Annotated in this window: 18 protein-coding genes; 11 read left to right on the top strand and 7 right to left on the bottom strand. The window is 66.1% G+C overall.

Annotated elements, in window-relative coordinates; genetic code table 11:
* The first annotated feature begins 123 nt into the window (after window positions 1–123).
* Complete coding sequence (locus tag AC3WRC_RS09700) at window positions 124–465, top strand: FAD assembly factor SdhE (protein ID WP_165118683.1); 342 nt, start codon at window positions 124–126, stop codon at window positions 463–465.
* Window positions 465–3,914 carry a transcription-repair coupling factor gene (gene mfd, locus AC3WRC_RS09695; protein WP_492303698.1) on the top strand — a complete coding sequence of 1,150 codons (3,450 nt, stop codon included), beginning with the start codon at window positions 465–467 and terminating at the stop codon, window positions 3,912–3,914. The genes AC3WRC_RS09700 and mfd overlap by 1 nt, the downstream gene beginning before the upstream one ends.
* Window positions 3,915–3,920: 6 nt before the next feature.
* Here mfd and AC3WRC_RS09690 read toward each other — a convergent pair whose 3' ends face one another.
* On the bottom strand, window positions 3,921–5,228 hold the full coding sequence (locus tag AC3WRC_RS09690) for a diguanylate cyclase domain-containing protein (RefSeq protein WP_055753775.1): 1,308 nt from the start codon (window positions 5,226–5,228) through the stop codon (window positions 3,921–3,923).
* 200 nt (window positions 5,229–5,428) lie between these two features.
* Here AC3WRC_RS09690 and AC3WRC_RS09685 point away from each other — a divergent pair, with 200 nt between their 5' ends.
* Entirely contained in the window at window positions 5,429–6,373 is a 945-nt protein-coding gene (locus tag AC3WRC_RS09685) for a YihY/virulence factor BrkB family protein (RefSeq protein WP_240893521.1), read from the top strand.
* Here AC3WRC_RS09685 and AC3WRC_RS09680 read toward each other — a convergent pair.
* Window positions 6,330–6,581, bottom strand: a complete 252-nt coding sequence (locus AC3WRC_RS09680; RefSeq protein ID WP_055805020.1) for a sulfurtransferase TusA family protein — start codon at window positions 6,579–6,581, stop codon at window positions 6,330–6,332. The genes AC3WRC_RS09685 and AC3WRC_RS09680 overlap by 44 nt on opposite strands.
* Complete coding sequence (locus AC3WRC_RS09675; protein WP_492303697.1) at window positions 6,578–7,066, bottom strand: CinA family protein; 489 nt, start codon at window positions 7,064–7,066, stop codon at window positions 6,578–6,580. The genes AC3WRC_RS09680 and AC3WRC_RS09675 overlap by 4 nt, the downstream gene beginning before the upstream one ends.
* A 40-nt stretch (window positions 7,067–7,106) precedes the next feature.
* On the opposite strand from AC3WRC_RS09675, the gene AC3WRC_RS09670 reads away from it, so the two are divergent.
* Window positions 7,107–9,395 carry a spermidine synthase gene (locus tag AC3WRC_RS09670; RefSeq protein WP_492303696.1) on the top strand — a complete coding sequence of 763 codons (2,289 nt, stop codon included), beginning with the start codon at window positions 7,107–7,109 and terminating at the stop codon, window positions 9,393–9,395.
* On the opposite strand, the gene AC3WRC_RS09665 is transcribed toward AC3WRC_RS09670, so the two are convergent.
* Window positions 9,392–10,543: a bifunctional 2-C-methyl-D-erythritol 4-phosphate cytidylyltransferase/2-C-methyl-D-erythritol 2,4-cyclodiphosphate synthase gene (locus AC3WRC_RS09665; protein ID WP_492303695.1), complete on the bottom strand. Its 1,152-nt coding sequence runs from the start codon at window positions 10,541–10,543 to the stop codon at window positions 9,392–9,394. The genes AC3WRC_RS09670 and AC3WRC_RS09665 overlap by 4 nt on opposite strands.
* A 95-nt stretch (window positions 10,544–10,638) precedes the next feature.
* Here AC3WRC_RS09665 and dusB point away from each other — a divergent pair, with 95 nt between their 5' ends.
* From dusB to AC3WRC_RS09630, 7 genes are all read left to right on the top strand, one after another.
* Window positions 10,639–11,694: a tRNA dihydrouridine synthase DusB gene (dusB, locus tag AC3WRC_RS09660; protein WP_492303694.1), complete on the top strand. Its 1,056-nt coding sequence runs from the start codon at window positions 10,639–10,641 to the stop codon at window positions 11,692–11,694.
* On the top strand, window positions 11,691–13,961 hold the full coding sequence (locus tag AC3WRC_RS09655; RefSeq protein ID WP_492303693.1) for a sensor histidine kinase NtrY-like: 2,271 nt from the start codon (window positions 11,691–11,693) through the stop codon (window positions 13,959–13,961). Before dusB ends, AC3WRC_RS09655 begins: the two co-directional genes overlap by 4 nt.
* Window positions 13,962–13,970: 9 nt before the next feature.
* Entirely contained in the window at window positions 13,971–15,377 is a 1,407-nt protein-coding gene (gene ntrX / locus AC3WRC_RS09650; protein ID WP_066551406.1) for a nitrogen assimilation response regulator NtrX, read from the top strand.
* Complete coding sequence (locus AC3WRC_RS09645) at window positions 15,377–16,237, top strand: D-amino-acid transaminase (RefSeq protein ID WP_492303692.1); 861 nt, start codon at window positions 15,377–15,379, stop codon at window positions 16,235–16,237. Before ntrX ends, AC3WRC_RS09645 begins: the two co-directional genes overlap by 1 nt.
* A gap of 101 nt (window positions 16,238–16,338) precedes the next feature.
* Window positions 16,339–16,584, top strand: a complete 246-nt coding sequence (hfq, locus tag AC3WRC_RS09640) for an RNA chaperone Hfq (protein WP_003164861.1) — start codon at window positions 16,339–16,341, stop codon at window positions 16,582–16,584.
* Window positions 16,585–17,898 (top strand): GTPase HflX, encoded by a 1,314-nt coding sequence (gene hflX / locus AC3WRC_RS09635; RefSeq protein WP_492303691.1) that lies wholly within the window; start codon window positions 16,585–16,587, stop codon window positions 17,896–17,898. It abuts the gene before it with no gap.
* Between the two features lie 6 nt (window positions 17,899–17,904).
* Window positions 17,905–19,539 carry a Na+/H+ antiporter gene (locus AC3WRC_RS09630; RefSeq protein ID WP_492303690.1) on the top strand — a complete coding sequence of 545 codons (1,635 nt, stop codon included), beginning with the start codon at window positions 17,905–17,907 and terminating at the stop codon, window positions 19,537–19,539.
* On the opposite strand, the gene AC3WRC_RS09625 is transcribed toward AC3WRC_RS09630, so the two are convergent.
* The 3 genes from AC3WRC_RS09625 to AC3WRC_RS09615 are packed head-to-tail and all read right to left on the bottom strand — an operon-like array spanning window position 19,530 to window position 22,354.
* On the bottom strand, window positions 19,530–20,192 hold the full coding sequence (locus tag AC3WRC_RS09625) for an HAD family hydrolase (protein WP_492303689.1): 663 nt from the start codon (window positions 20,190–20,192) through the stop codon (window positions 19,530–19,532). The genes AC3WRC_RS09630 and AC3WRC_RS09625 overlap by 10 nt on opposite strands.
* A gap of 9 nt (window positions 20,193–20,201) precedes the next feature.
* Window positions 20,202–20,996, bottom strand: a complete 795-nt coding sequence (gene mazG, locus AC3WRC_RS09620) for a nucleoside triphosphate pyrophosphohydrolase (RefSeq protein ID WP_492303688.1) — start codon at window positions 20,994–20,996, stop codon at window positions 20,202–20,204.
* On the bottom strand, window positions 20,993–22,354 hold the full coding sequence (locus tag AC3WRC_RS09615; RefSeq protein ID WP_492303687.1) for an MFS transporter: 1,362 nt from the start codon (window positions 22,352–22,354) through the stop codon (window positions 20,993–20,995). The genes mazG and AC3WRC_RS09615 overlap by 4 nt, the downstream gene beginning before the upstream one ends.
* Window positions 22,355–22,387: the final 33 nt, after the last annotated feature.

Genomic DNA, 22,387 nt, shown 5'->3' with positions numbered 1-22,387 from the left:
GACGGGTGGCGAAGTGCGTTCAGGAACGCTATCTGCGCTTCTCACATTCCTGATGCGCTATCGCTCTCCGCGCGGCGGATCGCTGCTTGAGCGCATCGGCATTTTTAACGGGCAAGGATTCTTGTGGCCGAAATCGACGCGCGTCCCGAAAGCGAAATGACCCCTGAGCAGATGACGCCTGAGCGCAGGCAGCGGCTGGGACGCATTCAGTTCCGCGCCTGGCGGCGGGGCTTTCGCGAGGCTGATATGGTTCTGGGTCCATTTTCAGATCAGGTCGCGCCAACGCTGACCGATGCGGAACTGGACCAGTTTGAACGGCTGATCGACGAGGAAGATCAGTGGCTTTACGGCTGGATCATCGAGCGTGATCCGACGCCGCCCGAATTCCAGACGCCGGTGATGGCCAAGGTGCGCGCCTTCATGCGCGCCCACGTCGCGGCCGAAGTCGGCAAGGGAATCGGCTGATGGACGCCAAGGTCGAACACCGGACCGACGCCGATCTGGGCGGCGCGCCCGAGGGGTTGGACGCGCTGATCGTCGCCGAACGGATCAAGGCCGGGGGCGGTGTCGGCCTGTTCGTCGCACGCGACTTTCAGAGGTCGGGCAGCTTCGTTCAAGCGTTTCAGTTCTTCTCGAAAGGTATTGAAGTCCTGGATTATCCGGCGTGGGACTGTCTACCCTATGACCGACTGAGCCCCACGGCGGGAATCGCGGCGCAGCGCATGGCGACGCTGACGCGACTGGCGATGCGCAAGCCCGGCGATGCGCCGGTTCTGGTCGTGACGACGGTGTCGGCGGCCATGCAACGCACCCCGCCCAAGTCGGTCACGACACAGGCCGGGTTCGAAACCAAGGTCGGACGCGATCTCGATATCCAGGCGCTGGAGCGCTATTTCGCCGCCAACGGCTATGTCCGGGCCTCGACCGTGTCGGAGCGCGGCGAGTTCGCGGTGCGCGGCGGGGTCGTCGACGTCTATCCGCCTGGCTTCGAGGAGCCGGTCCGGCTGGACATGTTCGGATCCGAGCTGGAATCGATCCGCACCTTCGATCCCGAAACGCAGCGGTCGACCGGCCAGATGACGTCCGTGTCCCTCGCGCCGGTGTCGGAAGCGCTGCTGGATGCGGCCGCCATCTCGCGCTTTCGCACGGGTTATCTGAACCTGTTCGGCGCGCCGGGCGACGACCCGCTGTATGCGACGATCAGCGAGGGCGCGCGGCGTCAGGGCATGGAACAGTGGCTGCCGCTGTTTTATGAGACCTTGGACAGCCTGTTCGACTATCTGCCGGACGACGCGGCGATCTTCCTCGACAACCAGGTCGAGACGGCCCGCGCCGAGCGATGGGATCTGGTGGCGGACGCCTATGATGCGCGCGCCGAGGCGGCCAAGGCCAAAGGACAAGCCAGCGCCAATCGCGCCTTGCCGCCAAAGCGGCTCTATCTGGACGCCGGAGACTGGAACCAGGCGCTGGCGGGTCGCGCCGTGCGTCGTTTCACGCCCTTCTCCACGGGAGGCGAGGATGCCGGCGGACGGTTGGGCAGAACCTTCGCCGCCGAGCGGGCGCAGGACAGCGTCAATCTGTTCGAGGCGGTGGCGGCCCATGCGGCGGCGCTGAAGGCCGACGGCAAGCGGGTGTTGTTCGCCTCCTGGACCGAAGGATCGTCGGAGCGGCTGGCGACCATGTTGGCCGACCATGGGCTGGATCACATCGTCGCCGTGCGCGACTGGGCCGACGTTCAGGCGGCGCCGAAGGACCTCTATCTGCGCGGCGTCCTGCCGGTTGAGCATGGCTTCGTCACCGACGCCGTGGCGGTCATTTCGGAGACCGACATCCTGGGTGATCGTCTGGCGCGACCGCGCAAGAAGCGCCGCGCCTCGAACTTCCTGGCGGAGGCGTCGGCCCTGACGACGGGCGATCTGGTGGTTCACCTGGATCACGGGATCGGCCGCTATGAAGGGCTGAAGACGCTGGAAATCCAGCAGGCCCCGCACGACTGTCTAGAGCTGTTCTACGCCGGTGAGAGCAAACTTTATCTGCCGGTTGAAAACATTGACCTTCTGACTCGATACGGCTCGGACTCCGAGGGCGTCCAACTGGACAAACTGGGCGGCGCAGGCTGGCAGGCCAGAAAGGCCAAGGCCAAGGAACGTCTGCGCGCCATGGCCGAGGGGCTGATCGCTCTGGCCGCCAAACGGGCGCTGCGCGAGACCGATGCGGTCACGCCGCCGCCGGGTCTGTTCGCCGAGTTCTGCGCGCGCTTCCCCTATGAGGAGACCGACGATCAGCTGAACGCCATCGGCGATGTGCTGGAAGATCTGGGCAAGGGCACGCCGATGGATCGCCTGATCTGCGGCGATGTCGGCTTCGGCAAGACCGAGGTGGCGCTAAGGGCAGCCTTCGTCGTCGCCATGACGGGGCAGCAGGTGGCGATCGTCGCGCCGACGACCCTGCTGGCCCGCCAGCACTACAAGACCTTCACCGAACGCTTCGCCGGCTGGCCGGTCAAGGTGCGTCAGTTGTCGCGGATGGTGGGGTCCAAGGAGGCGGCGGAGACGCGCGCTGGGCTGAAGGACGGCTCGGTCGAGATCGTCGTCGGCACCCATGCGGTGCTGAGCGAACAGGTCGGCTTCCGCGACCTGGGCCTGGTCATCGTCGACGAGGAACAGCACTTCGGCGTCAAGCACAAGGAGAAGCTGAAGACGCTGCGCGCCGACGTGCATCTCTTGACCCTGACCGCCACGCCGATCCCGCGCACGCTTCAGATGGCGCTGTCGGGCATCCGCGAGATGTCGATCATCGCCACCCCGCCGGTCGATCGCCTGGCGGTGCGGACCTACGTCACGCCGTGGGATCCGGTCTTGGTGCGTGAGGCCCTGCTGCGTGAGAAATATCGCGGGGGTCAGGCCTACTACGTCGCGCCGCGCCTGAAGGACCTGCCCGCCATCGAGAAGTTCCTGCGCGAACATGTCCCCGAGGTGAAGTTCGTCGTCGGTCACGGCCAGATGAGTGCGACCCAGCTGGAAGCGGTGATGAGCGCCTTCTACGACGGGGAATATGACGTCCTGGTCTCCACCACGATCGTCGAGAGCGGGTTGGACATTCCGACGGCGAATACGCTGATCGTGCACCGCGCCGACATGTTCGGCCTGGCGCAGCTGTATCAGATCCGGGGTCGGGTCGGGCGGTCCAAGGCCCGAGCCTTCGCCTATTTGACCACCGATGCGGTCAAGCCGATGACCTTGTCAGCCGAGCGGCGGTTGCAGGTTCTGCAGTCGCTGGACAATCTGGGCGCCGGCTTCCAACTGGCCAGCCACGACCTGGACCAGCGCGGCGGCGGCAATCTGCTGGGCGACGAACAGTCGGGCCACATCCGCGAGGTCGGCGTCGAACTGTACCAGCAGATGCTGGAAGACGCCGTGGCGGAGTTGCGCGAGAAGGGCGAGGGACAGGCCGTGGATCGTGGTTGGTCGCCGTCGATCAATGTCGGTGCTTCTGTCCTCATTCCAGAAGATTACGTGCCAGACCTGAACGTGCGTCTCAGCCTCTATCGTCGTCTTTCCGACGCCGAACAGGCCGAGGATCGCGAAGCCCTGGCCGCCGAACTGATCGACCGTTTCGGGCCCTTGCCGGATGAGGCGCAGCAACTGCTGAAGATCGTCGGCATCAAGTCGAACTGCCGCAAGGCCTGCATCGAGAAGATCGACATCGGACCGCGCGGTGCGGTCCTGACGTTGCGCGACAACAGCTTCCCCAATCCGGCGGGACTGGTCGGGCTGATCCAGAAGAACCACGCCTTCTGGAAAATTCGGCCGGATCAGAAGATCGTCGTTTCGGGCGATTGGCCGACGGCGGAAGAGCGTCTGAAGGTGGCCGAGCGGATCACTGCCGATCTGGCGCGGGTGGCGGGGGCGTAAAGCCCCTCAGCGCGTCTTTTCGAACAGGTCGGCCGAGGCGCGCTCAAGCAGGGCGGCGGCGCTTTCGTCGGGGCGCATCTCGGCGGCGCCGACGTCGAACTCGGCGACGAACGGCGACCTGTCTGGACCGGCGTCGAAGGCGGTGCAGCCGATCACGGCGGCGATTCGCTCTGCAGCCAGACGCGCCGGTTCAGCGTGGGTCGCGGGCAGGGCGAGGGCGAAGACCTCCTTGGCCAAGCGGGCAGGGGTGTCCTCGACACGGACAAGGCGCGAAACCATGGCCCCGATCTGCGGCATGGCGCGATCCAGCCAACCGCCCTGACGCGCCCAGGTGACGGATTCGGTTTCGCGCACCCTCAGTACGCAGACGGAAAGTGGGCGCTTGCGCGCGCGCGAGGCCTCGGCGACACGGCCCAGGTGGCTTGCGAACAGTTCGGGCGTGAACAGGCCCGTTTCCGGGTCCATCACTTCCAGGCTGCGGACCGAGTCCAACGTCTTTCGGATGCCCAGATGAATGCGGTGCGCGCCGGCCAGGGCCAGGATCCGCTCGGCCGTTTCGCCCTCGGGCGTGTCGGCGGACGCGACATCGGCGAAGCCGCGATTGAACAGTTCAGCCAAGCTGATCTCGTTCCTGCCGCGCAGATAGAGCATCAGCGGAATATGATAGAGGCGCGTGTTGCGCTTCATGCCCGCCGCGATCGACAGGGCCGGCGCATGGTCTTCGGCGCCCCACAGAACGGCGGCGTCAAACGGGCTTTCGTGCAGATAGTCGAAGGCGGTGTAGGGCGTCGGCGCCGCGACCACCTCGACACCGGCCGCAGTCAGGGCGTTCGACAGGGCGAGAAAGCGCCGGTCCGCGACGCCGGCGGCCAGCACACGCAAGGGACCATCGTCGTCGGCCCTTTTGTCCAAGCCGACCCCGCGCGTGGCGAAGGTGGTGACGCGCAGCCGATATTCTTCCTCGGCGATGGCGGCCCGGCCCAACTGCTCCAGGCGCAAGGCGGCCTGGGCCGGATGCGGCGGCGTGGACATGGTCAGATCCGCACCCTTTACCGAATCAGGGCGGGCGCCGATGACTACGATGGGCAGGCGGCGCGGCTCGGCGGCGGCGCGAAGGCGTGACGCCACGTCGGCGTCGAAGGTGTTGATATCGATGACGGCGGCTTCGAGCGGAAAGTCCTGAAGCGTCATCTCAGCGGAGACGACGTCACGGGCGGTCACCGTCGTCCAGCCCAGCGCGTCCAGACCCGCAGCGAGCGGCCCGATCCGGCCATCGTCAGCCGCCAGGATCAATACGCGCGCGTCGAAAGCCAAGCCGATCGTCTCCAAAAGTCGCCGCGCCAATAGCCGGCCGGAAACGCGCGGACCATAGCGACGAGGGTGTTAAGGATGCAATGTCGTCCGCCAAAGGGATGCGGCCGGATCGCGAATGATTGTCCTCACGCGGATGAGACTTTCGCCGCAGACGAAATCCGCTAGGTTCCGCCGCTTGTGCAACGGTTGTGGGGACCGATTTGAGTGAGCAACTGACACGGTCGGTCCTGAAAGCGCCCGGGTTCTGGGGCGGGCTGGCCGTGCGAGCGTTCACCCGCAGCTGGGGGCGCGACGTCATGCTCTATACGGGCGGCGTGTCCTTCTTCGCCCTGTTGGCCGTGTTTCCGGCGATCGCCATCCTGATCGGCTTCTACAAGCTGGGTCTGTCGATCAGCGAAGTCAGCGCGCAGGCGACCGCCTTGTCGGACCTGCTGCCCAAGGCGGCGCAGACCATTTTTCAGGGCGAGATCACGCGTTTGAGCAATGCATCGGCGCGGACGGTTTCCGCTCAAAGCGCCTTCGCCCTGTTCGTCGGCGCCTATGCCGCGCACCGAGGTTTCAAGGCCTTGTTGGCGGGATTGAACCTGATCCATGACGAGACCGAGCCGCACGGCTTCTTCAAGTTCAATCTGCTGGCCTTCTTTGTGGCCATCTTCGCCTTTGCGCTGTTCACGGTCGTGTCGGGGGCGGTCGTGACCGTGCGCATTATGGCGCATGCGTCGTCGTCGGCCGCCGGCCTACCTGGGCGCAGCGGCATGGCGCCGCTGGACGCCTTCCTGCCCGCTATCGGCTTGGTCATCGGACTGACCCTGCTTTACCGCTACGCCATGAGCCACAGGACGCCGGTCGCCTGGCTGCCGGCGACGGCGGGCGGTTTGGTGGCGACATTGATGTCGGTCGTGTCGTCATGGCTGTGCGCCATCTATGTCGAGCAGATCGCGCCGCTGGGGGCCACCTATGGATCGGTCGGCGCCGTGGTGGTGCTGCTGATCTGGCTGTCGTGGAACGTCAACGCCATCTTTTACGGCGGAGCGTTCGCCACCGAGATGGAACTGGCGGCCAAGGCGCGCGCGATCGCCGACACGCCGCCGGCCGATGTCGTCAATCTGTCGGAGCGTAGGGCCGGGCGCCGGTCTCGATCGTAATGCGAAGAAGGCCGTCGGCCTCGTCGATCTCGAGCACGCGCCCGTCTTTCTGAGACATCAGAAACGGCACGTCGATCCGGGCCATCGGGTCGGTGGCCAGCAGCACGATCCGCGCGCCGGGCGAGGCGGTTTCCAACGCCTTCATGAGCTTCAGGCTGGGAACAGGGCAGCGGTGACCCCTGGCGTCTATGACGACAGGGTCGCTCACGCGAGCCGATCCGCCAGCAGTTCCAGCGCCACACGAACGCTGGCTTGGCGAATGTCGTCGCGGCCGAGGTCGCCGAACCGCTCGACACGGTGAACGACGCCTTGTGGGCCTGAGGCTGCGAAGTGGACCAGACCCACGGGTTTATCGACCGATCCGCCGCCCGGTCCGGCCACGCCTGTTACGGACACAGAGACGGAGGCGCGCGAGTGCGCCACGGCGCCCTCAGCCATCGCCACTGCGACGGCTTGCGACACGGCGCCGTGGACGGACAGGCTTTCCAGCGACACGCCCAGCATCTCGACCTTGGCCTCGTTGCTGTAGGTGACGAAGCCGCGATCCAGAACCGCTGACGAACCGGGGATGGCCGTGATCGCAGCGGACACCAGCCCGCCCGTGCAGCTTTCGGCCGTCGCCAGCATCAGGCCGCGCTCGCTGGCTGTTGCGACAATCTGTTGCGCCAGGTGCTCGATATCTTGGGAAAACATGGTCTTTTCATAGGCCGCGAACCCCGCTCTAACCAGAGGCATGACCGAGGCTGTCGATCCGTTACGCCCCGCCGCCCCGACATCGGATCGCATCGCGCCGATCCTGTTCGCCGTCGCCATCTTCACATCGGCCTGTCTGGTCTTTGTCGTCCAGCCAATGGCGGCCAAGCTGCTGTTGCCGACCCTGGGCGGATCGCCTTCGGTCTGGAACGCGTCGATGGTGTTCTTCCAAACCGCGCTGCTCGCCGGATATGGCTATGCGCACCTGCTGCAACGTTTGGCGACGATGCGGGCGCAGGTCGGGGTTCACCTGGGCCTGCTGATCGTGGCGGCGTTTTTCCTGCCCCTGCAGATCAGCGGCCTGTTGGGTGATCCCGATCCGTCCCAACCGGCGATGTGGCTGCTGGCGACGCTGGCGGTGTCGATCGGCGCGCCGTTCGCGGTGTTGTCGGCGACTGCGCCGCTGCTTCAGGCCTGGTATGCGCGTGTGCGGGCCGGACATGCAGACGGCCAGAACCCCTATGTTCTCTACGCCGCCTCGAACCTGGGCAGTTTCCTGGCCCTGCTGGCCTATCCGGTCGTGATCGAGCCGCTGGCCAGCCTGTCGGATCAGCGCCTAAGCTGGAGCGTCGGCTATGGGCTGTTCGTGGTGATGGTTGTAGGGTTGAGCGTTCAGGTCTGGCGACGACGCGAGATCGGGACGGCGGAGCCCGCGCCGCTTGAGGCCAGCCCGCCGATCGCCTGGCGCGAAAAGGGGATGTTGCTCCTGCTGGCCGCCGCGCCGTCCAGTCTGATGCTGGGGGTGACGGCGCATCTGACGACGGATGTGGCTTCGGCGCCCTTTCTGTGGGTCATACCGCTCGCGCTCTATCTGCTGACGTTTGTCATCGCTTTCCAGACCCGGCCGGCGATTTCGCCAGCCATCGGCCTTGGTTTGCAGGCGGCGGCGGCAGCGGCCTGCGCCGCCCTGATTGCGTTCCGGACAGGCGAATGGCTGCTGGTGTTCACCATCAATCTGGCGGCCTTTTTCTTTACCGCGCTGATGTGTCACCAAAGGCTGGCGGCGCGGCGGCCGGCGCCGGATCGGCTGACCGAATTCTATCTGTTGCTGTCGCTAGGCGGCGTGGTCGGCGGACTGTTCAATGGCCTGATCGCGCCGGCCGTTTTCGACATGGTGTGGGAGTATCCGCTGGTGCTGGTGGCGGTCGGACTACTGCGGCCGTGGAGCCGTCGCGAGATCAGGCCGTGGGAGATCATCTGCTGCGTCGCCGGCGTGGTCATCGCTCTTCTGGGGCCGCTGTCGATGGAGGCGGTCCGGTATGCGCCGGACATCCGCGCGGCCATCCCCGACGCCGAACTGGTGCGGATCGCGCAAGCCATCCTGGGGATCGCGACCCTGTTCGCCTTCCTGGTCCGTGATCGGGCGGTGATGTTCACGATCGTTTTGGCCGCCATCGTCTGGTCAGGCTATCATCTGGCGCGCGGTTATGACTGGGCCCTGTCGGAACGCAGCTTCTTTGGCGTGATGCGAGTGGCCAAGATCGACGATCCGCTGATGGGCGGGCCGGTCCATGTGCTGATGCACGGCACGACCCTGCATGGCGCCCAGGCCCAGGCGCCGTCGAACCGCTGTCAGCCGACGCTCTATTACGCGACCTCGACGCCGCTGGGGCAGGCGATGCTGCAGATGCAGACGAGGCGGCTGGACGGCGCGCGCGTCGGCGTGGTGGGGCAGGGCTCGGGCGCCATGGCCGCCTACAAGCGCGCCCAGGACCAACTGACCTTCTTCGAGATCGATCCGATGGTGGATCGGCTGTCGCGCGACCCCCAATGGTTCAGCTTCATCAATGGCTGCGCCGATGGGCCGGTTCGGACGGTTCTGGGGGACGCCCGCCTGACGATGGATCGCGAGCCGGCGGGATCCTACGACTTGTTGGTCATCGACGCCTTCTCGTCCGACGCTGTGCCGACCCATTTGCTGACGGTGGAGGCGATCCGCGGCTATCTGCGGCTGCTGGCGCCCGACGGCGTCGTTGTGCTGCATCTGTCGAACCGAAATCTGGAGATTACCCTGCCGGCCGAGGCGGCGGCGCAGGCCCTGAAGGTCCCGCACCTGCACCAGGTCTATATCGAGCAGTCGGGCCAAGGCGACATGGCCGAGGCCTCGACCGAGGCCCTGCTGATCGGCAAGAGTCCGGCGGCGCTGGAGGGCTTCAGGGACGATGCGCGTTGGCGCAAGCTGTCGCCGACGACGGTGCGTCCGTGGACGGACGACTACGTCAATCTGTTCGGATCGCTGGTGCGTCAGATGAAGATGGCGGCGCGCTAGGCGACTGGCGTTTCCACAGTCGCCACAGCCTGGGCGGCCAGACCCTCGCCGCGTCCGGTGAAACCAAGCCCTTCAGTCGTGGTCGCCTTGACGCTGACCGCGTCGAGCGGAAGGTTCAGAAGTCCGGCGATCCGGTCGCGCATGGCCTGGCGGTGCGGCTTCACCTTGGGGCGTTCGCAGATCAGGGTGACGTCGACATTGACGATGCGGCCGCCGCGCGCCGCGACCAGTTCGGCGGCGTGGATCAGGAACTGGTCCGACGAGGCGCCTTTCCATTTCGGATCCGTCGGCGGAAAATGGTCGCCGATGTCGCCAGCCGCGATGGCGCCCAGGATGGCGTCGGTCAGGGCGTGGAGACCGGCGTCCGCGTCGGAGTGGCCAATCAGCGTTTGATCGTGCGGCACCTCGATCCCGCACAGCCAGACGGACCCGCCCGGTCCCCAGCGATGCACGTCATAGCCGGAGCCGATGCGGGTCTGATAACGCTGCGCTTGGGGCAGCAGAGCTTCGGCCATGGCGAAATCCTCGGGATAAGTCAGTTTCATCAGACGTGCGTCGCCCTGAACCAGGGCCACCGCGCCGCCGTTGCGCTGCACGACGACGGCTTCGTCGGTCGGACCCTCGGCGTCCGACCAGGCGGCATAGGCGCTCTCGATCACGACCCGGCGGAAGGCTTGAGGCGTCTGGGCGCGCCACAGACCGTCGCGATCAACCACGTCGGTCATGATTCCCGCCTCGCCACGCCGAAGGCTGTCGGCGACAGGCAGGGCGGGCAGGGCGCCGTCCGAAGTTTCAAGGGCCGAAAGCAGACGGTCGATGACGGCGCGATCCAGCAGGGGGCGGGCGGCGTCGTGGATCAACACCGGCTGATCTGCCGGAAAGCTCAGGGCTGCAAGCCCGGCGCGGACCGAATCGGCGCGGGCGGCTCCACCGACGACGGCTTTCCAACGCGGCAAACCGGACAGCACCTCGGCCACACGGTCAACGGCGTCAGGGGCGACCACGACGATCAGTTCGTCGGCGCCAGCGTTCAGCAAGGCCTCGGCTGACCAGCGCAGCACGGGCTTTCCACCCAGGTCCCGCCACTGTTTGTCGCCGCCGGCGCGCGAGCCGGAACCGGCTGCGACGATGATGCCCGAGAATGTCATGGCGGCCTTGATAGTGCGCGCGGCGACGGGGCGAAACCATCAAAGCGCCGCGGTCGTGCTTGACGAGGGCGGCTGCGATGCGGCGAAAGACGGAAATGCCCAAGACCTTGCAAATCGGCGATGTGATTGTGCCCGGCCAGGTGCTGATGGCGCCGATGACCGGCGTGACCGACCTGCCGTTCCGCGTGTTGGCCTCCAGACTGGGCGCCGCCTATGTCGCCACGGAGATGGTGGCCGCAAAGGAACTGGCGCGGGCGCGGCCGGACGTCGTGCGGCGTGCCGCCGTGGGAGCCGGCCTGCCGCTGACCGTCATCCAGCTGGTCGGGCGCGATCCCGAACAGATGGGCGAGGGCGCACGCATGGCGCAAAAGGCCGGGGCGGACATCGTCGACCTGAACTTCGGTTGTCCGGCCAAGGAGGTCACGGGCTCGGCTGCCGGCTCGGCCCTGATGCGGACGCCCGATCTGGCCTGTCGGATCATGGAGGCGGCGGTCAACGCGACCGATCGGCCCGTGACGGTCAAGATGCGGCTGGGCTGGGACGACGAGAACCGGAACGCCGCCGAATTGGCCCGCCGCGCGGAACAGATCGGCGTGAAGGCCGTCACGGTGCATGGCCGGACGCGAAAGCAGTTCTATACTGGGCAAGCGGATTGGGATGCGGTCGGGACGGTGAAGGCGGCGGTCGGCATCCCGGTCATCGTCAATGGCGACATCATCACCGCGGATGAAGCGCGCCAGGCCCTGGCGCAGTCCGGCGCGGACGGATTGATGCTGGGACGTGGCGTCTATGGCCGGCCATGGCTGGCGGCGCATCTTGAGCGGGCGTTGATCGACGGTGTGGCGCTGGAGGAACCCGGACCTGAAGAGCGTCTGACGATCGTGATCGAGCATCTGCGGGCGTCGGCCGACTTCTATGGGTTGCCGCTGGGTCTGAAGATGTTCCGCAAACATCTGGGCTGGTACATCGAACAGGCGCCGTGGCCGGCCGATCCGCAACACCGTCGTGAGGCGAAGGCAAGAATTTGCCGCTTGGACGATCCGATGGCCGTCGAAGACGCCATGCGCGAACTGTGGCGGCCGGATTTGCCTCGGTTGGGTAAGTCTGCTGTTGAAAATGGGCCACAGGTGTTGGAGACTGCTGTGGCATGACGGATACGCCTTCAGCACGCACCGCTTTGCCCGACCTCGCGTCGGACGACGGGTCGTTCTGGGGGTGGGTCGATAGCGAACGGGCGCGGACCGGCTTCGGACTGGCGTTTTTTCTGGCTGTCGCGATCACGGCTGCGGCTATCTGGCTGGTGGCGGTCGCGCCGGGCGCGACATCGGGCTCGGCGCGCGGATCGAGCAGCCAGATCGCCCTGATCGTGCTGGCGGCCAATCTGCTGCTGATTTCAGGCCTGGCCATCATCGTCGGCCGGCGCGTGCTGACGCTGGTGCGCAGCACTGACGAAGCCGGATCGCGCCTTCACCTGAGGTTCGTCGCCTTGTTCTCGATGGTGGCCCTGGTCCCGTCGGTGCTGATCGCCCTGGTGTTCGGCGTTCTGGTCAATCGGGGCGTGGACCAGTGGTTCAGCCAGAACGTCCAGGCCTCGGTCGAGAACGGAGCGATCGTGGGACGCGCCTATATCCAGGACGTGTCGGCCGCGATGGATGCTGACCTGGTCACTATTTCGGATCAGTTGGGAAGCGCCAGAAGTCTGTTCGCTGATCGCATTCAGTTTAACGACGCTCTGGGTCAAGTTGGAGACATCTTCGGCTATCCCGCCATCTACATTCTGGATGGTAAGGGCGAGGTGCTGGCTCGCGCTGAAAAGACGGGCGCTCCTCCCTATCTTGCGCCGCCGCGCGATGAACTCGCGGCCGCAGCTGAAGGCGGGCAGCCTCCGCAAACCGTCACGCAGCATCCAGACGCCGTCCGGTCGATCATCGCCCTGCCGTCCTATGGCGACGCCTATCTTTATCTGGTGCGTCCGCTTCAGGACGGCCTTGTGGCGCGAATGAACACGTCGGTTCAGTCGATCCAGGCTTATCGAGAGGCTCAGGAAAGCCGCGCGCGGATTCAGTCAGCCTTTATTCTCAGCTATCTGGAAACGGCGCTGCTGGTGCTGGTCGGGGCGGTGTGGCTGGGAATGTCGGCAGCCAGCAGCATCTCCGCGCCCATTGGTCGCTTGGTGAAGGCGGCGGGACAGGTCGCGGGCGGCGACTTCACCGCAAGGGTCGACAGCGACGGCGCCCCGGCCGAAATCGCCACCCTTTCGGACGCCTTCAACCGCATGACCGGCGATCTGCAGGCTCAGCAGGCCGCGCTGAAAGCCGCGAGCGACGAGGCGCATGATCGCAGCCGGTTCATCGAGACGGTGCTGTCGGGCGTTAGCGCCGGTGTCATCGGCTTGGACAAGCGTGGGCGGGTGTCGGCGATCAACGACAGCGCCCTGCAACTGCTTCACATCGACGACGCCGAGGTTCTGGGTCACGAACTCGCGGCCCTGTCGCCAGAGCTGAGCGATCTGGTTCGGCGCGCCGAGGCCCATATCGAGGAAGACATCGACGTCAGCCGGGGCGGAGACACGCGGCGGCTGCGCGTTCGGATCGAGGGCGGCTTCGGTGGCGAGATGGTCCTGACCTTCGACGACATCACCCGCTTGGTGACGGCCCAGCGAAACGCGGCTTGGCGCGACGTGGCCCGTCGCATCGCCCATGAGATCAAGAACCCGCTGACGCCGATCCAGCTGTCGGCCGAGCGGTTGAAGCGGAAATACCGCGCGCGGATCGGCGAGGATGTCGAAATCTTCGACCGGTGTACTGACACCATCATCCGCCAGGTCGGAGACATCGGTCGCATGGTCGATGAGTTCTCGTCCTTCGCCCGCATGCCGGCGCCGCGTTTCGCGCCCGAGAACCCGGCCGAAATGCTGCGCGAGGCGGTGTTCGCCCAGCGGGTCGCCGCGCCGGACATCGTGGTCGACATCACCGAGCCCCTGCCCAAGACGACAATGGAGGCCGACGGCCGCATGGTTGGGCAGGCGCTGATCAACATCCTCAAAAACGCGGGCGAGTCGGTTGCGGCGCAACGGCTTGCCGCTGGCGAAGCTGCGGCGTCGGATCGTGCGGGCGTCATCGCGTCGCTGACGATCGAGGACGGCTTCGCCACCTTCGTCATCGAGGACGACGGCGTGGGTCTGCCGGCTCGCGACCGCGATCGCCTGACCGAACCCTATGTGACCACGCGCGAGAAGGGCACGGGCCTGGGCCTGGCCATCGTCAAACGCATTTGCGAGGACCACGGCGGCGAGCTGAAGCTGGCCGACGCCAAGACCCTGCGCGGCGCACGCGTGTGCATGATCTTCCCCCTGAAACCCCACGGTAAAGGCGGCGAGGGCGCGGAGCGCAAGCTCCAGACCCTGGCCGCCGAATAGCGAGGCAAGATGCGACCAACCGGTTCCGACATTCTCGTTGTCGACGACGAGGCCGACATCCGCGACCTGGTGTCCGGCCTGCTTGAGGACGAGGGCCATGCCGTGCGCGTCGCCGCAAACTCCGACGAGGCCCTGGCGGCGATCCGGGCAAGGAAGCCGTCGCTGGCGATCCTGGACATCTGGATGCAGGGCGGCGGGCTGGACGGGCTGGAGCTGCTGGAAGTGGTCAAGGAACTGGACCCTGACCTGCCGGTGGTGATGATTTCCGGTCACGGCAACATCGAGACGGCGGTGACGGCGCTGAAGCGTGGCGCATATGACTTTATTGAAAAGCCGTTCAAGTCGGATCGGCTCGTTGTCGTGGTCGAACGCGCCATCGAGGCGGCGACGCTAAGGCGCGAGAACCGCCGCCTGCGCGCGGCGACCATGACGCCGTCGGGTCTGATCGGCCGATCACAGGCTGCGCAGGCCTTGCGCAGCACCATCGCCAAGGTGGCGCAGGCCAACAGTCGGGTCCTGATCGCCGGACCGGCCGGCTCGGGCAAGGAACTGGTTGCGCGTCAGATCCACGAAGCCAGCCCGCGCGCGCGCGCCGAGTTCGTCGCGATTTCGGCCGCCGGAATGACGCCGGAACGTCTGGATGTCGAACTGTTCGGCGAGGAGGGCCAGGACGGCCGTCCGCGCAAGATCGGCGTGTTCGAACGCGCCCACAACGGCACGCTGTATCTGGACGAAATCAGCGACATGCCGCGCGAGAGCCAGAGCCGCATCCTGCGCGTTCTGGTGGACCAGCGGTTCCGGCGTGTCGGCGGAGAGCAGGACGTGCAGGTCGATGTCCGCGTCGTGACGTCGACCTCGCGCGATCTGAAGGCCGAGATCGCAGAGGGACGTTTCCGCGAAGACCTGTTCCACCGTCTGAATGTGGTGCCGATCCGTGTCCCGCCGCTGTCGGAACGGCGCGAGGACATCGCCGAACTGGTCGAATATTTCGTCGACACGATCAGCGCCTCGCAAGGGCTGCCCAAACGCATCGTCGGGGACGATGCGGTGGCGGTGCTGCAAGTCCACCCGTGGCCCGGCAACATCCGCCAGCTGCGCAACAATATCGAGCGTCTGCTGATCCTGGCGACCGGCGATCCGGCGGAAACGATCACCGCCGACATGCTGCCGCAGGAGGTGGCGACCTCTAACGGCGGGACGGCGAACCTGGGCGGCGAGCGCACCATCGCCCTGCCGCTGCGGGAGGCGCGCGAGGTCTTCGAGCGGGAGTATCTGGCGGCGCAGATCATGCGGTTCGGCGGCAATATCTCGCGCACCGCCGCCTTCATCGGCATGGAGCGATCGGCCCTGCATAGAAAGCTGAAGTCGCTGGGCGTCTCGCCAGCGCGCGGCGGCGATGAAGAAGAGCCGGCCTGATGTCACGCGTCGCCTATGTGAATGGCGCGTATAGCGCGCATGGCGAGGCCGTGGTCCATATCGAGGATCGCGGTTTCCAGTTTGCAGACGGCGTCTATGAGGTCTGGTCGGTCTTCGACGGGAGGCTGGGCGATTTCGAAGGTCATATGAGCCGCCTTCACCGCAGTCTGAACGAACTGAAGATCGACATTCCGATGAGCGCCGGCGCCTTGGGCGTCGTTCTGCGCGAGACCGTGCGGCGCAATCGTGTGCGCAACGGCATGGTCTATCTGCAGATCACACGCGGCACGGCGCCACGCGATCATGGCTTTCCGGTCGATGTCGCGCCCAGTGTTGTCGTGACCGCCAAGTCGATCGATCCGGCGCGGAGTCAGCGTCTGGCGCAAAACGGCGCGGCCGGCGTCACCCAGCCCGATATTCGCTGGGGGCGTTGCGATATAAAGACCGTCGGTCTCTTGCCGAATGTGCTGGCCAAACAGGCGGCGCGCGAGCGCGGAGCCTACGAGTGCCTGATGTATGACGACATGGGTCTGATCACCGAAGGCGCATCGACCAATGCGTGGATCGTGGATGAGGACGGCAGGCTGAGAACGCGGGACATCCAAGCCAATATCCTGCGGGGCGTCACGCGAGCAGCCGTCCTCGAGCTCGCCGCCGCCGAGGGTGTCGAACTGGAAGAACGCGCCTTCTCGGTCGATGAAGCGAAACGCGCACGCGAAGTGTTCGTCACCGCCGCCAGCGCCTTCATCATGCCGTTGGTTTCGCTGGACGGCGTGAAGATCGGCGACGGCCAGCCCGGCCCCGTCGCGACCCGCCTGCGAGAACTCTATCTTGAACAGGCGCGTCGAGGGGCCATTTAGGGCGTTGCCCGAGCGGCCGGGCGGCGGTTAAGGTCGCGGTTGGCTGCATCGGCCCCGCCGCTCCCACGGCGACGAACAACGAAGAACAGGAAAAACCTGCCATGTCGCAAGACAAACGTCAGAACCTTCAGGACACCTTCCTCAACTCGGTCCGCAAGACCAAGACGCCGCTGACCATCTTCCTGGTCAACGGAGTCAAGTTGCAGGGCATCGTGACCTGGTTCGACAACTTCTGTGTCCTGCTGCGCCGCGATGGCCAGTCCCAGCTGGTGTACAAGCACGCCATCTCAACCATTATGCCGTCCGCGCCCGTTCAACTGTACGAGCCCGACGCCGAAGAAGACTGATTGACCCAAAAACTGATCGACCACACCGTCCCGCTGATCCGGGCGGTCGTCATTCACCCCGACCGACGCTCGGACAGTCCCCGGCTGGCGAGCGAACGGCTTGAGGAGGCTGCGGGCCTTGCCCGCGCGCTGGACCTCGATGTGCGCGCCGAAGAGATCGTTCGGCTGCGCAGCACCACGCCAGCGACCCTGTTCGGCACGGGCAAGGTCGAGGAGTTGGCCGCGCTCGTGCGCGCCGCAGACGCCGAGGCTGTCATCATCGACGACGCCCTGACGCCGGTGCAGCAGCGCAATCTGGAAAAGGCGTGGGAGGTGAAGGTCATCGACCGCACCGGCCTGATCCTGGAAATCTTCGGCCGTCGCGCGCGGACCAAGGAGGGGCGGCTTCAGGTCGAGCTGGCGCGACTGGATTATGAGCGGTCGCGGCTGGTGCGGACCTGGACCCACCTTGAGCGGCAACGTGGCGGCACCGGTTCGACCGGTGGGCCCGGCGAAACCCAGATCGAGCTGGACCGGCGTCTGATCGCCGACCGCATCGTCAGGCTGAAGTCCGAGTTGGAAGAGGTGCGACGCACGCGCGGCCTGCACCGCAAGCAGCGTCAGAAGGCGCCGTTCCCGACGATCGCCCTGGTCGGCTACACCAATGCCGGCAAGTCGACGCTGTTCAACCGACTGACGGGGTCGGAGGTCTTCGCCAAGGACCTGTTGTTCGCCACTCTGGACACGACTCAGCGCACCATCCGGCTGCCGCAAGGGCGACCGGCCATCGTGGCGGATACGGTCGGCTTCATCTCCGACCTGCCCCACGAACTGGTCGAGAGCTTCCGCGCGACCCTGGAGGAGGTCGGCGAGGCCGATCTGATCCTGCACGTCCGCGACATCGCCTCGCCCGACAGCGCGGCCCAGGCCAAGGACGTCGAGGCCGTGCTGAAACAGATCGAGACGCCAGAGGGCAAGACGCGCCGGGTGCTGGAGGTCTGGAACAAGATCGACCTGCTGGACGACGAGGCGCGCGAGACTGTGCTGGGTCAGGCCGAACGGTTGGCGAAGGACGGTGAGGCGGTCGCCGTCTCAGCCTGGACGGGGGAGGGGATCGAGCCTCTGCGCCAGATCATTGCCGGCCTGATCGACGACGATCCCGAGACTCAGCTGACGCTCGAACCGCATCAGGGCGACGCCTTGGCGTGGCTGTACGAACATGGGCGGGTCACGTCGCGCGATGCGGACGAGCTTGGCCGTACTCACGTCACGGTCCGGCTGCACCCTGCGGCGCTTGGGCGATTCGAGCGCCTGTATCCCGACCTGACCGACTGAGTTTTCATGCATCTGATCGAAACCGTCCTGCTTCTGCTGTTAGCCGTGGTGGTGTCGGGTTCGATCGCGCGGATCACGCGCATCGCCTTGCCGTTGGTTCAGATCGGGCTGGGCGCCGCCATCGTGCTGATCACGGGCAAGACGGTCGATCTTGAGCCCGACATTTTCTTTCTTCTGTTCCTGCCGCCGCTGCTGTTTCTGGACGGCTGGCGAATTCCCAAGGAAGACCTGTTTCGCGACCGGGCGGTGATCCTTGAGTTGGCGCTGGGGCTGGTGCTGTTCACCGTCGTCGGTCTGGGTTTCCTGATCTGGTGGATGATCCCGGAGATGCCGCTGCCGGTGGCTTTCGCCCTGGCCGCCATCCTGTCGCCGACCGATCCCATCGCGGTTCAGGCGATCGCGGCACGAGCGCCGATCCCGAAGCGCCTGATGCACATTCTGGAAGGCGAGTCGCTATTGAACGATGCGACGGGCCTGACCTGCATGCGGATCGCGGTCGCCGCCGCGACGACGGGAGCGTTTTCGATCGGTCATGCGGTCGGGACGTTCGCCTGGCTGGCTCTGGTCGGGGTCGCCGTCGGCGTTCTGGTCACCATGGCCATCAGCTACGCCAAGAGCTTTGTCAGCCGACGCTGGGGAGAGGACGTGGGCGCGCAGATTCTGGTCAGCCTGCTGATCCCGTTTGCGGCCTATCTGGTCGCGGAAGAACTGCACGCGTCCGGCATTCTGGCGGCGGTTGCGGCCGGGGTGACGATGAGCTTCACCGAGCGTGGGGGCATCGCCGGCCAGTCGATGGCGATGACGCGGATCCGGCGCAGCGTCGTGTGGGACACGGTTCAGTTCGTCGCCAACGGCATCATCTTCGTGATCCTGGGCGAACAGATGCCCTCGATCATGTCGCGCGCGGCCGAGGTGGTGGCGGGCACCAGCCGGCCCGAGGTCTGGTGGCTGGCGGTCTATGTGTTCGGCATCGTCGCCACCCTGGCGGCGCTGCGGTTCGTCTGGGTCTGGACCTCGCTGAAGCTGACCCTGTTTCGCCGCCATCGTGGGCCGCCGGCCAAGGTCGGTCTGCGGCTGACCATGGTGATGTCTCTGGCGGGCGTGCGGGGCGCGATCACTCTGGCGGGTATCCTGACCCTTCCATTCGCCTTGGGCGACGGATCGCCGATGCCGTCGCGGAACCTTGCGATCTTCCTGGCGGCGGGTGTGATCGTGGTTTCGCTGGTGCTGGCGACCTTCGCCTTGCCCCGGTTGCTGAAGAACGTCGAACTGCCGCCGGAGCCGTCGCATGAGCAGGAAGAGGATCGCGGCCGGGTCGCGGCCGCTTCGGCCGCCCTGCGCGCCATCGAGGACGCGTCGCACGCCATGGCGGAGGGCAAGCCCAACCCCGACCTCTATTCCGACATCGCCGGCCGGATCATGGAAACCTATCGCCAGCGGATCGAGACCCACACCCGCACGGACGAGGAAGACGCCGCCCTGACGCGCAAGATGGACGATATCGAGCGTCGTCTGTGGCTAGCGGCGCTGGCGGCCGAGCGTGAGGAGTTGCGTCGATTGATGAGGGCGCGTCAGCTGGATGAGGTGACGGCCAAGAAGCTGTTCCGTGACGTCGATCTTCAGGAACTGCGCTACCTCTGACGATCCATGAAGGCGGAGACGGCCGTATAGCTGTCGGCGATGTGGTGTGCGCCGCGGGCCGTCAGGCGCTCGGCATGGCCGTCGCGAACATGGCCGCCCGCCGTCAGTCCCACGACCGTCATACCGGCCGCGACGCCTGCCGTGACGCCCGCCTCGCTGTCTTCGATAACCAGGACGCGCGTCGGATCGACGCCCATCGTCTGGGCGGCGTGCAGGAAGATGTCGGGGTGGGGCTTGCCGCGTTCGACCACCAGACCGGTGAAGACCGAGCCGTCGAAATGATCCGTCAGGCCGAATAGGTTCAGGCCGACGCCGATCCAGTCGGGGCCGCTGGACGAGGCGATGCAGCGAGGCTCGGTCCGGGCGGCGACGAAGTCCAGCAGACCGGGCACGGGCTCAAGCTGGTGCGGCGCGCGCTGGCGGCAGGTCGCAAACCATGTGGTGTGGAAGTCGGCAGGGCAGGCACGACCCAAGGCCGCCTCGACGACCGGCCGATTGTCACGCCAGCGCTTGCCCGTATAGGCGGCCAAGACGTCGTCGAGCGAGGTCGGCAGGCCGATGGCGGTCAGTTGCTCGGCCATGACGGTGCTGTTCAGCACCTCGCTGTCGGCGACCACGCCGTCGTAGTCGAAGATTATCAGGTCGTAGTTCACGCGGGTCGCTCAGGCTTCAGGCGCGGCCTTTTCGGCGACCTTTGCGGCGTCCCAGAGGCGGTCCATCTCGGCCAGGTCCGATTGGTCGGGCGTGCGGCCGTCCTTCGCCAGCTCGGCCTCGATGAAGCCAAAGCGACGCACGAACTTCGCGTTGGCGGCGCGCAGGGCGTCTTCGGGTTCGACGTCCAGCTTGCGCGCCAGGTTGGCGACGACGAACAGAAGATCGCCCAGCTCTTCGCGCGCCTTGGCCTTGTCGCCAGCGGCGATCTCGACGCGCAATTCCTCGACCTCTTCGGCCAGCTTGTCGAACACCTCATCGGTGGATGGCCAGTCAAAGCCGACGCGACCGGCGCGCTTTGTCAGCTTGGCGGCGCGGGTCAGGGCGGGCAGGCCGACCGGCACATCGTCCAGGACGCCCGGCTTCTTGCGGTCCTTGCGCTCGGCGGCCTTGATGGCTTCCCAAGCGACAGTCTGTTCCTTGGACGAGCGCTGGGCTTCGTCGCCGAAGACGTGGGGATGGCGACGTTTCAGCTTGTCGGCGATGGCCGTGACCACGTCGTTGAAAGCGAACAGCCCTTGTTCCTCGGCCATGCGGGCGTGGAAGACGACCTGGAACAGCAGGTCGCCCAGTTCGCCCTTCAGCTCGACCAGATCGTTGCGCTCGATGGCGTCGGCGACCTCATAGGCCTCCTCGATCGTATAGGGGGCGATGGTGGCGAAGGTCTGCTCCACGTCCCAGGGGCAGCCGCCGACGGGATCGCGCAACCGCTCCATGACGCCGAGCAGGCGGTCGATCGGTCTCAACGGCGGGCTCCGTCACGAGCTTCCAGGGCGAGGCGGATTTCATCGTGCCGCTTCGGCGTCAAGGGATAGCCCTTCAGCACCCAGGCGGCGGCGGCCAGCAGCAGGCCGGGGACCAGAATGAACAGGATCTGGAGCGTCAGTAGTGAAAAGGCGCTGTTGCCCATCGGGCCCGGCACCGCCTTGAAGCCCACACCTTGGAGGATCAGGTAGGGAATCAGCGCGACCACGTGGCCGATCTTGGTCGTCGCGGACAGGATGGAGAACATCAGTCCGGTGCGATCCACGCCCGTCTCCAGCCGCACCTCGTCGCCGGCGTCCGCCATCATGGCGCGCAACAGGAACAGGCCGGCCGCATAGGGCAGGCCGGCGATGAACATGGCGCCTGCCGTCAGCATGAAGTTGCCGCCGGGAACCAGGGTGGCGGCGATATAGAGAGCCGCGAAGATCAGGCTGGCGACGGCCAGGGCCTTGTCCTTGCCGATCCGCGTGGCCAGCCATGCCCAGATCGGCGCGCCGCACAGACCGGCGACGAAATAGAACAACATGAACAGGCCGGCCTGGCTGTGGTCGTAACCCTTAATCTGTCCGAAGAAGAAGAACAGCAGCGAACCCGTGATGCCCGGCGCGACGCCCAGCAGCAGGTCGGCGATCAAGAGCTTCCGGACCGTGGGCATCTTCAGGAGAGCCAAATAGGCGCTGGCGCCCCCGTGCGGCTGGTCGCCCGCATTTACGGGCTCCGGGACGGCCACCATGGCCAGGCCGATGGTGACGGGCAGGGCGATCAGGATGGCCCAGCCCATGATGCGCACGCCGTCGGAATAGTTTCCGATGCCGGTCTGAACCACCACGGTCGGCAGCACCAGAATCAGGATCACGCCGATGATGTTGAACACCTGCCACCAGCCATAGACGCGGCTGCGCTGGTCATACTGCGGCGCAAGCACGGCGGCCCATCCGAGTTGGCCCAGGGTGCCGATTGAGAAGCCGAGATAGAGGACCAGCAGCCAGCCGAACAGATAGGCAGGTCCGGCGCCCGGTTGGACCACGACGAACATCATGAAGGCCGACAGCATCAGGATCGGCGTCGAAATCGCCATCCACGGACGATAGCGACTGAACCGCGTCTTGGTCTTGTCCATGCCCCAGCCGATGAAGGGGTCGAAGACGATGTCGATCAGGCGCACGGCCATGAAGACGGCCGCCACGACTCCCAGCTCCAGGCCTACATAGGTGGCGTAGAATTCCGGCAGGGTGACGGGCAGGGCGACGCCAAAGGCCGCCAGCGGCAGGCACGGGCCGGAAAAGGCCGCGAGCACGGCGTTGGAACGGCGGGGTGCGGTCGGCGCGGCGGTGGACATGCGTCGGTCCGAAAGGCGCGGCGCGAGTCGGCC

The organism is Brevundimonas sp. EU05-FHT14B07, assembly GCF_058790795.1.
This window is presented reverse-complemented; position numbering and strand designations above follow the sequence as displayed.

Excerpts from the sequence above, each read along its gene's own strand:
- mfd (WP_492303698.1), top strand. The coding sequence starts at position 465 with ATGGACGCCAAGGTCGAACACCGGACCGACGCCGATCTGGGCGGCGCG.
- AC3WRC_RS09675 (WP_492303697.1), bottom strand. The coding sequence starts at position 7,066 with ATGTTTTCCCAAGATATCGAGCACCTGGCGCAACAGATTGTCGCAACA.
- AC3WRC_RS09670 (WP_492303696.1), top strand. The coding sequence starts at position 7,107 with ATGACCGAGGCTGTCGATCCGTTACGCCCCGCCGCCCCGACATCGGAT.
- AC3WRC_RS09665 (WP_492303695.1), bottom strand. The coding sequence starts at position 10,543 with ATGACATTCTCGGGCATCATCGTCGCAGCCGGTTCCGGCTCGCGCGCC.
- dusB (WP_492303694.1), top strand. The coding sequence starts at position 10,639 with ATGCCCAAGACCTTGCAAATCGGCGATGTGATTGTGCCCGGCCAGGTG.
- AC3WRC_RS09655 (WP_492303693.1), top strand. The coding sequence starts at position 11,691 with ATGACGGATACGCCTTCAGCACGCACCGCTTTGCCCGACCTCGCGTCG.
- ntrX (WP_066551406.1), top strand. The coding sequence starts at position 13,971 with ATGCGACCAACCGGTTCCGACATTCTCGTTGTCGACGACGAGGCCGAC.
- AC3WRC_RS09645 (WP_492303692.1), top strand. The coding sequence starts at position 15,377 with ATGTCACGCGTCGCCTATGTGAATGGCGCGTATAGCGCGCATGGCGAG.
- hfq (WP_003164861.1), top strand. The coding sequence starts at position 16,339 with ATGTCGCAAGACAAACGTCAGAACCTTCAGGACACCTTCCTCAACTCG.
- AC3WRC_RS09630 (WP_492303690.1), top strand. The coding sequence starts at position 17,905 with ATGCATCTGATCGAAACCGTCCTGCTTCTGCTGTTAGCCGTGGTGGTG.
- AC3WRC_RS09615 (WP_492303687.1), bottom strand. The coding sequence starts at position 22,354 with ATGTCCACCGCCGCGCCGACCGCACCCCGCCGTTCCAACGCCGTGCTC.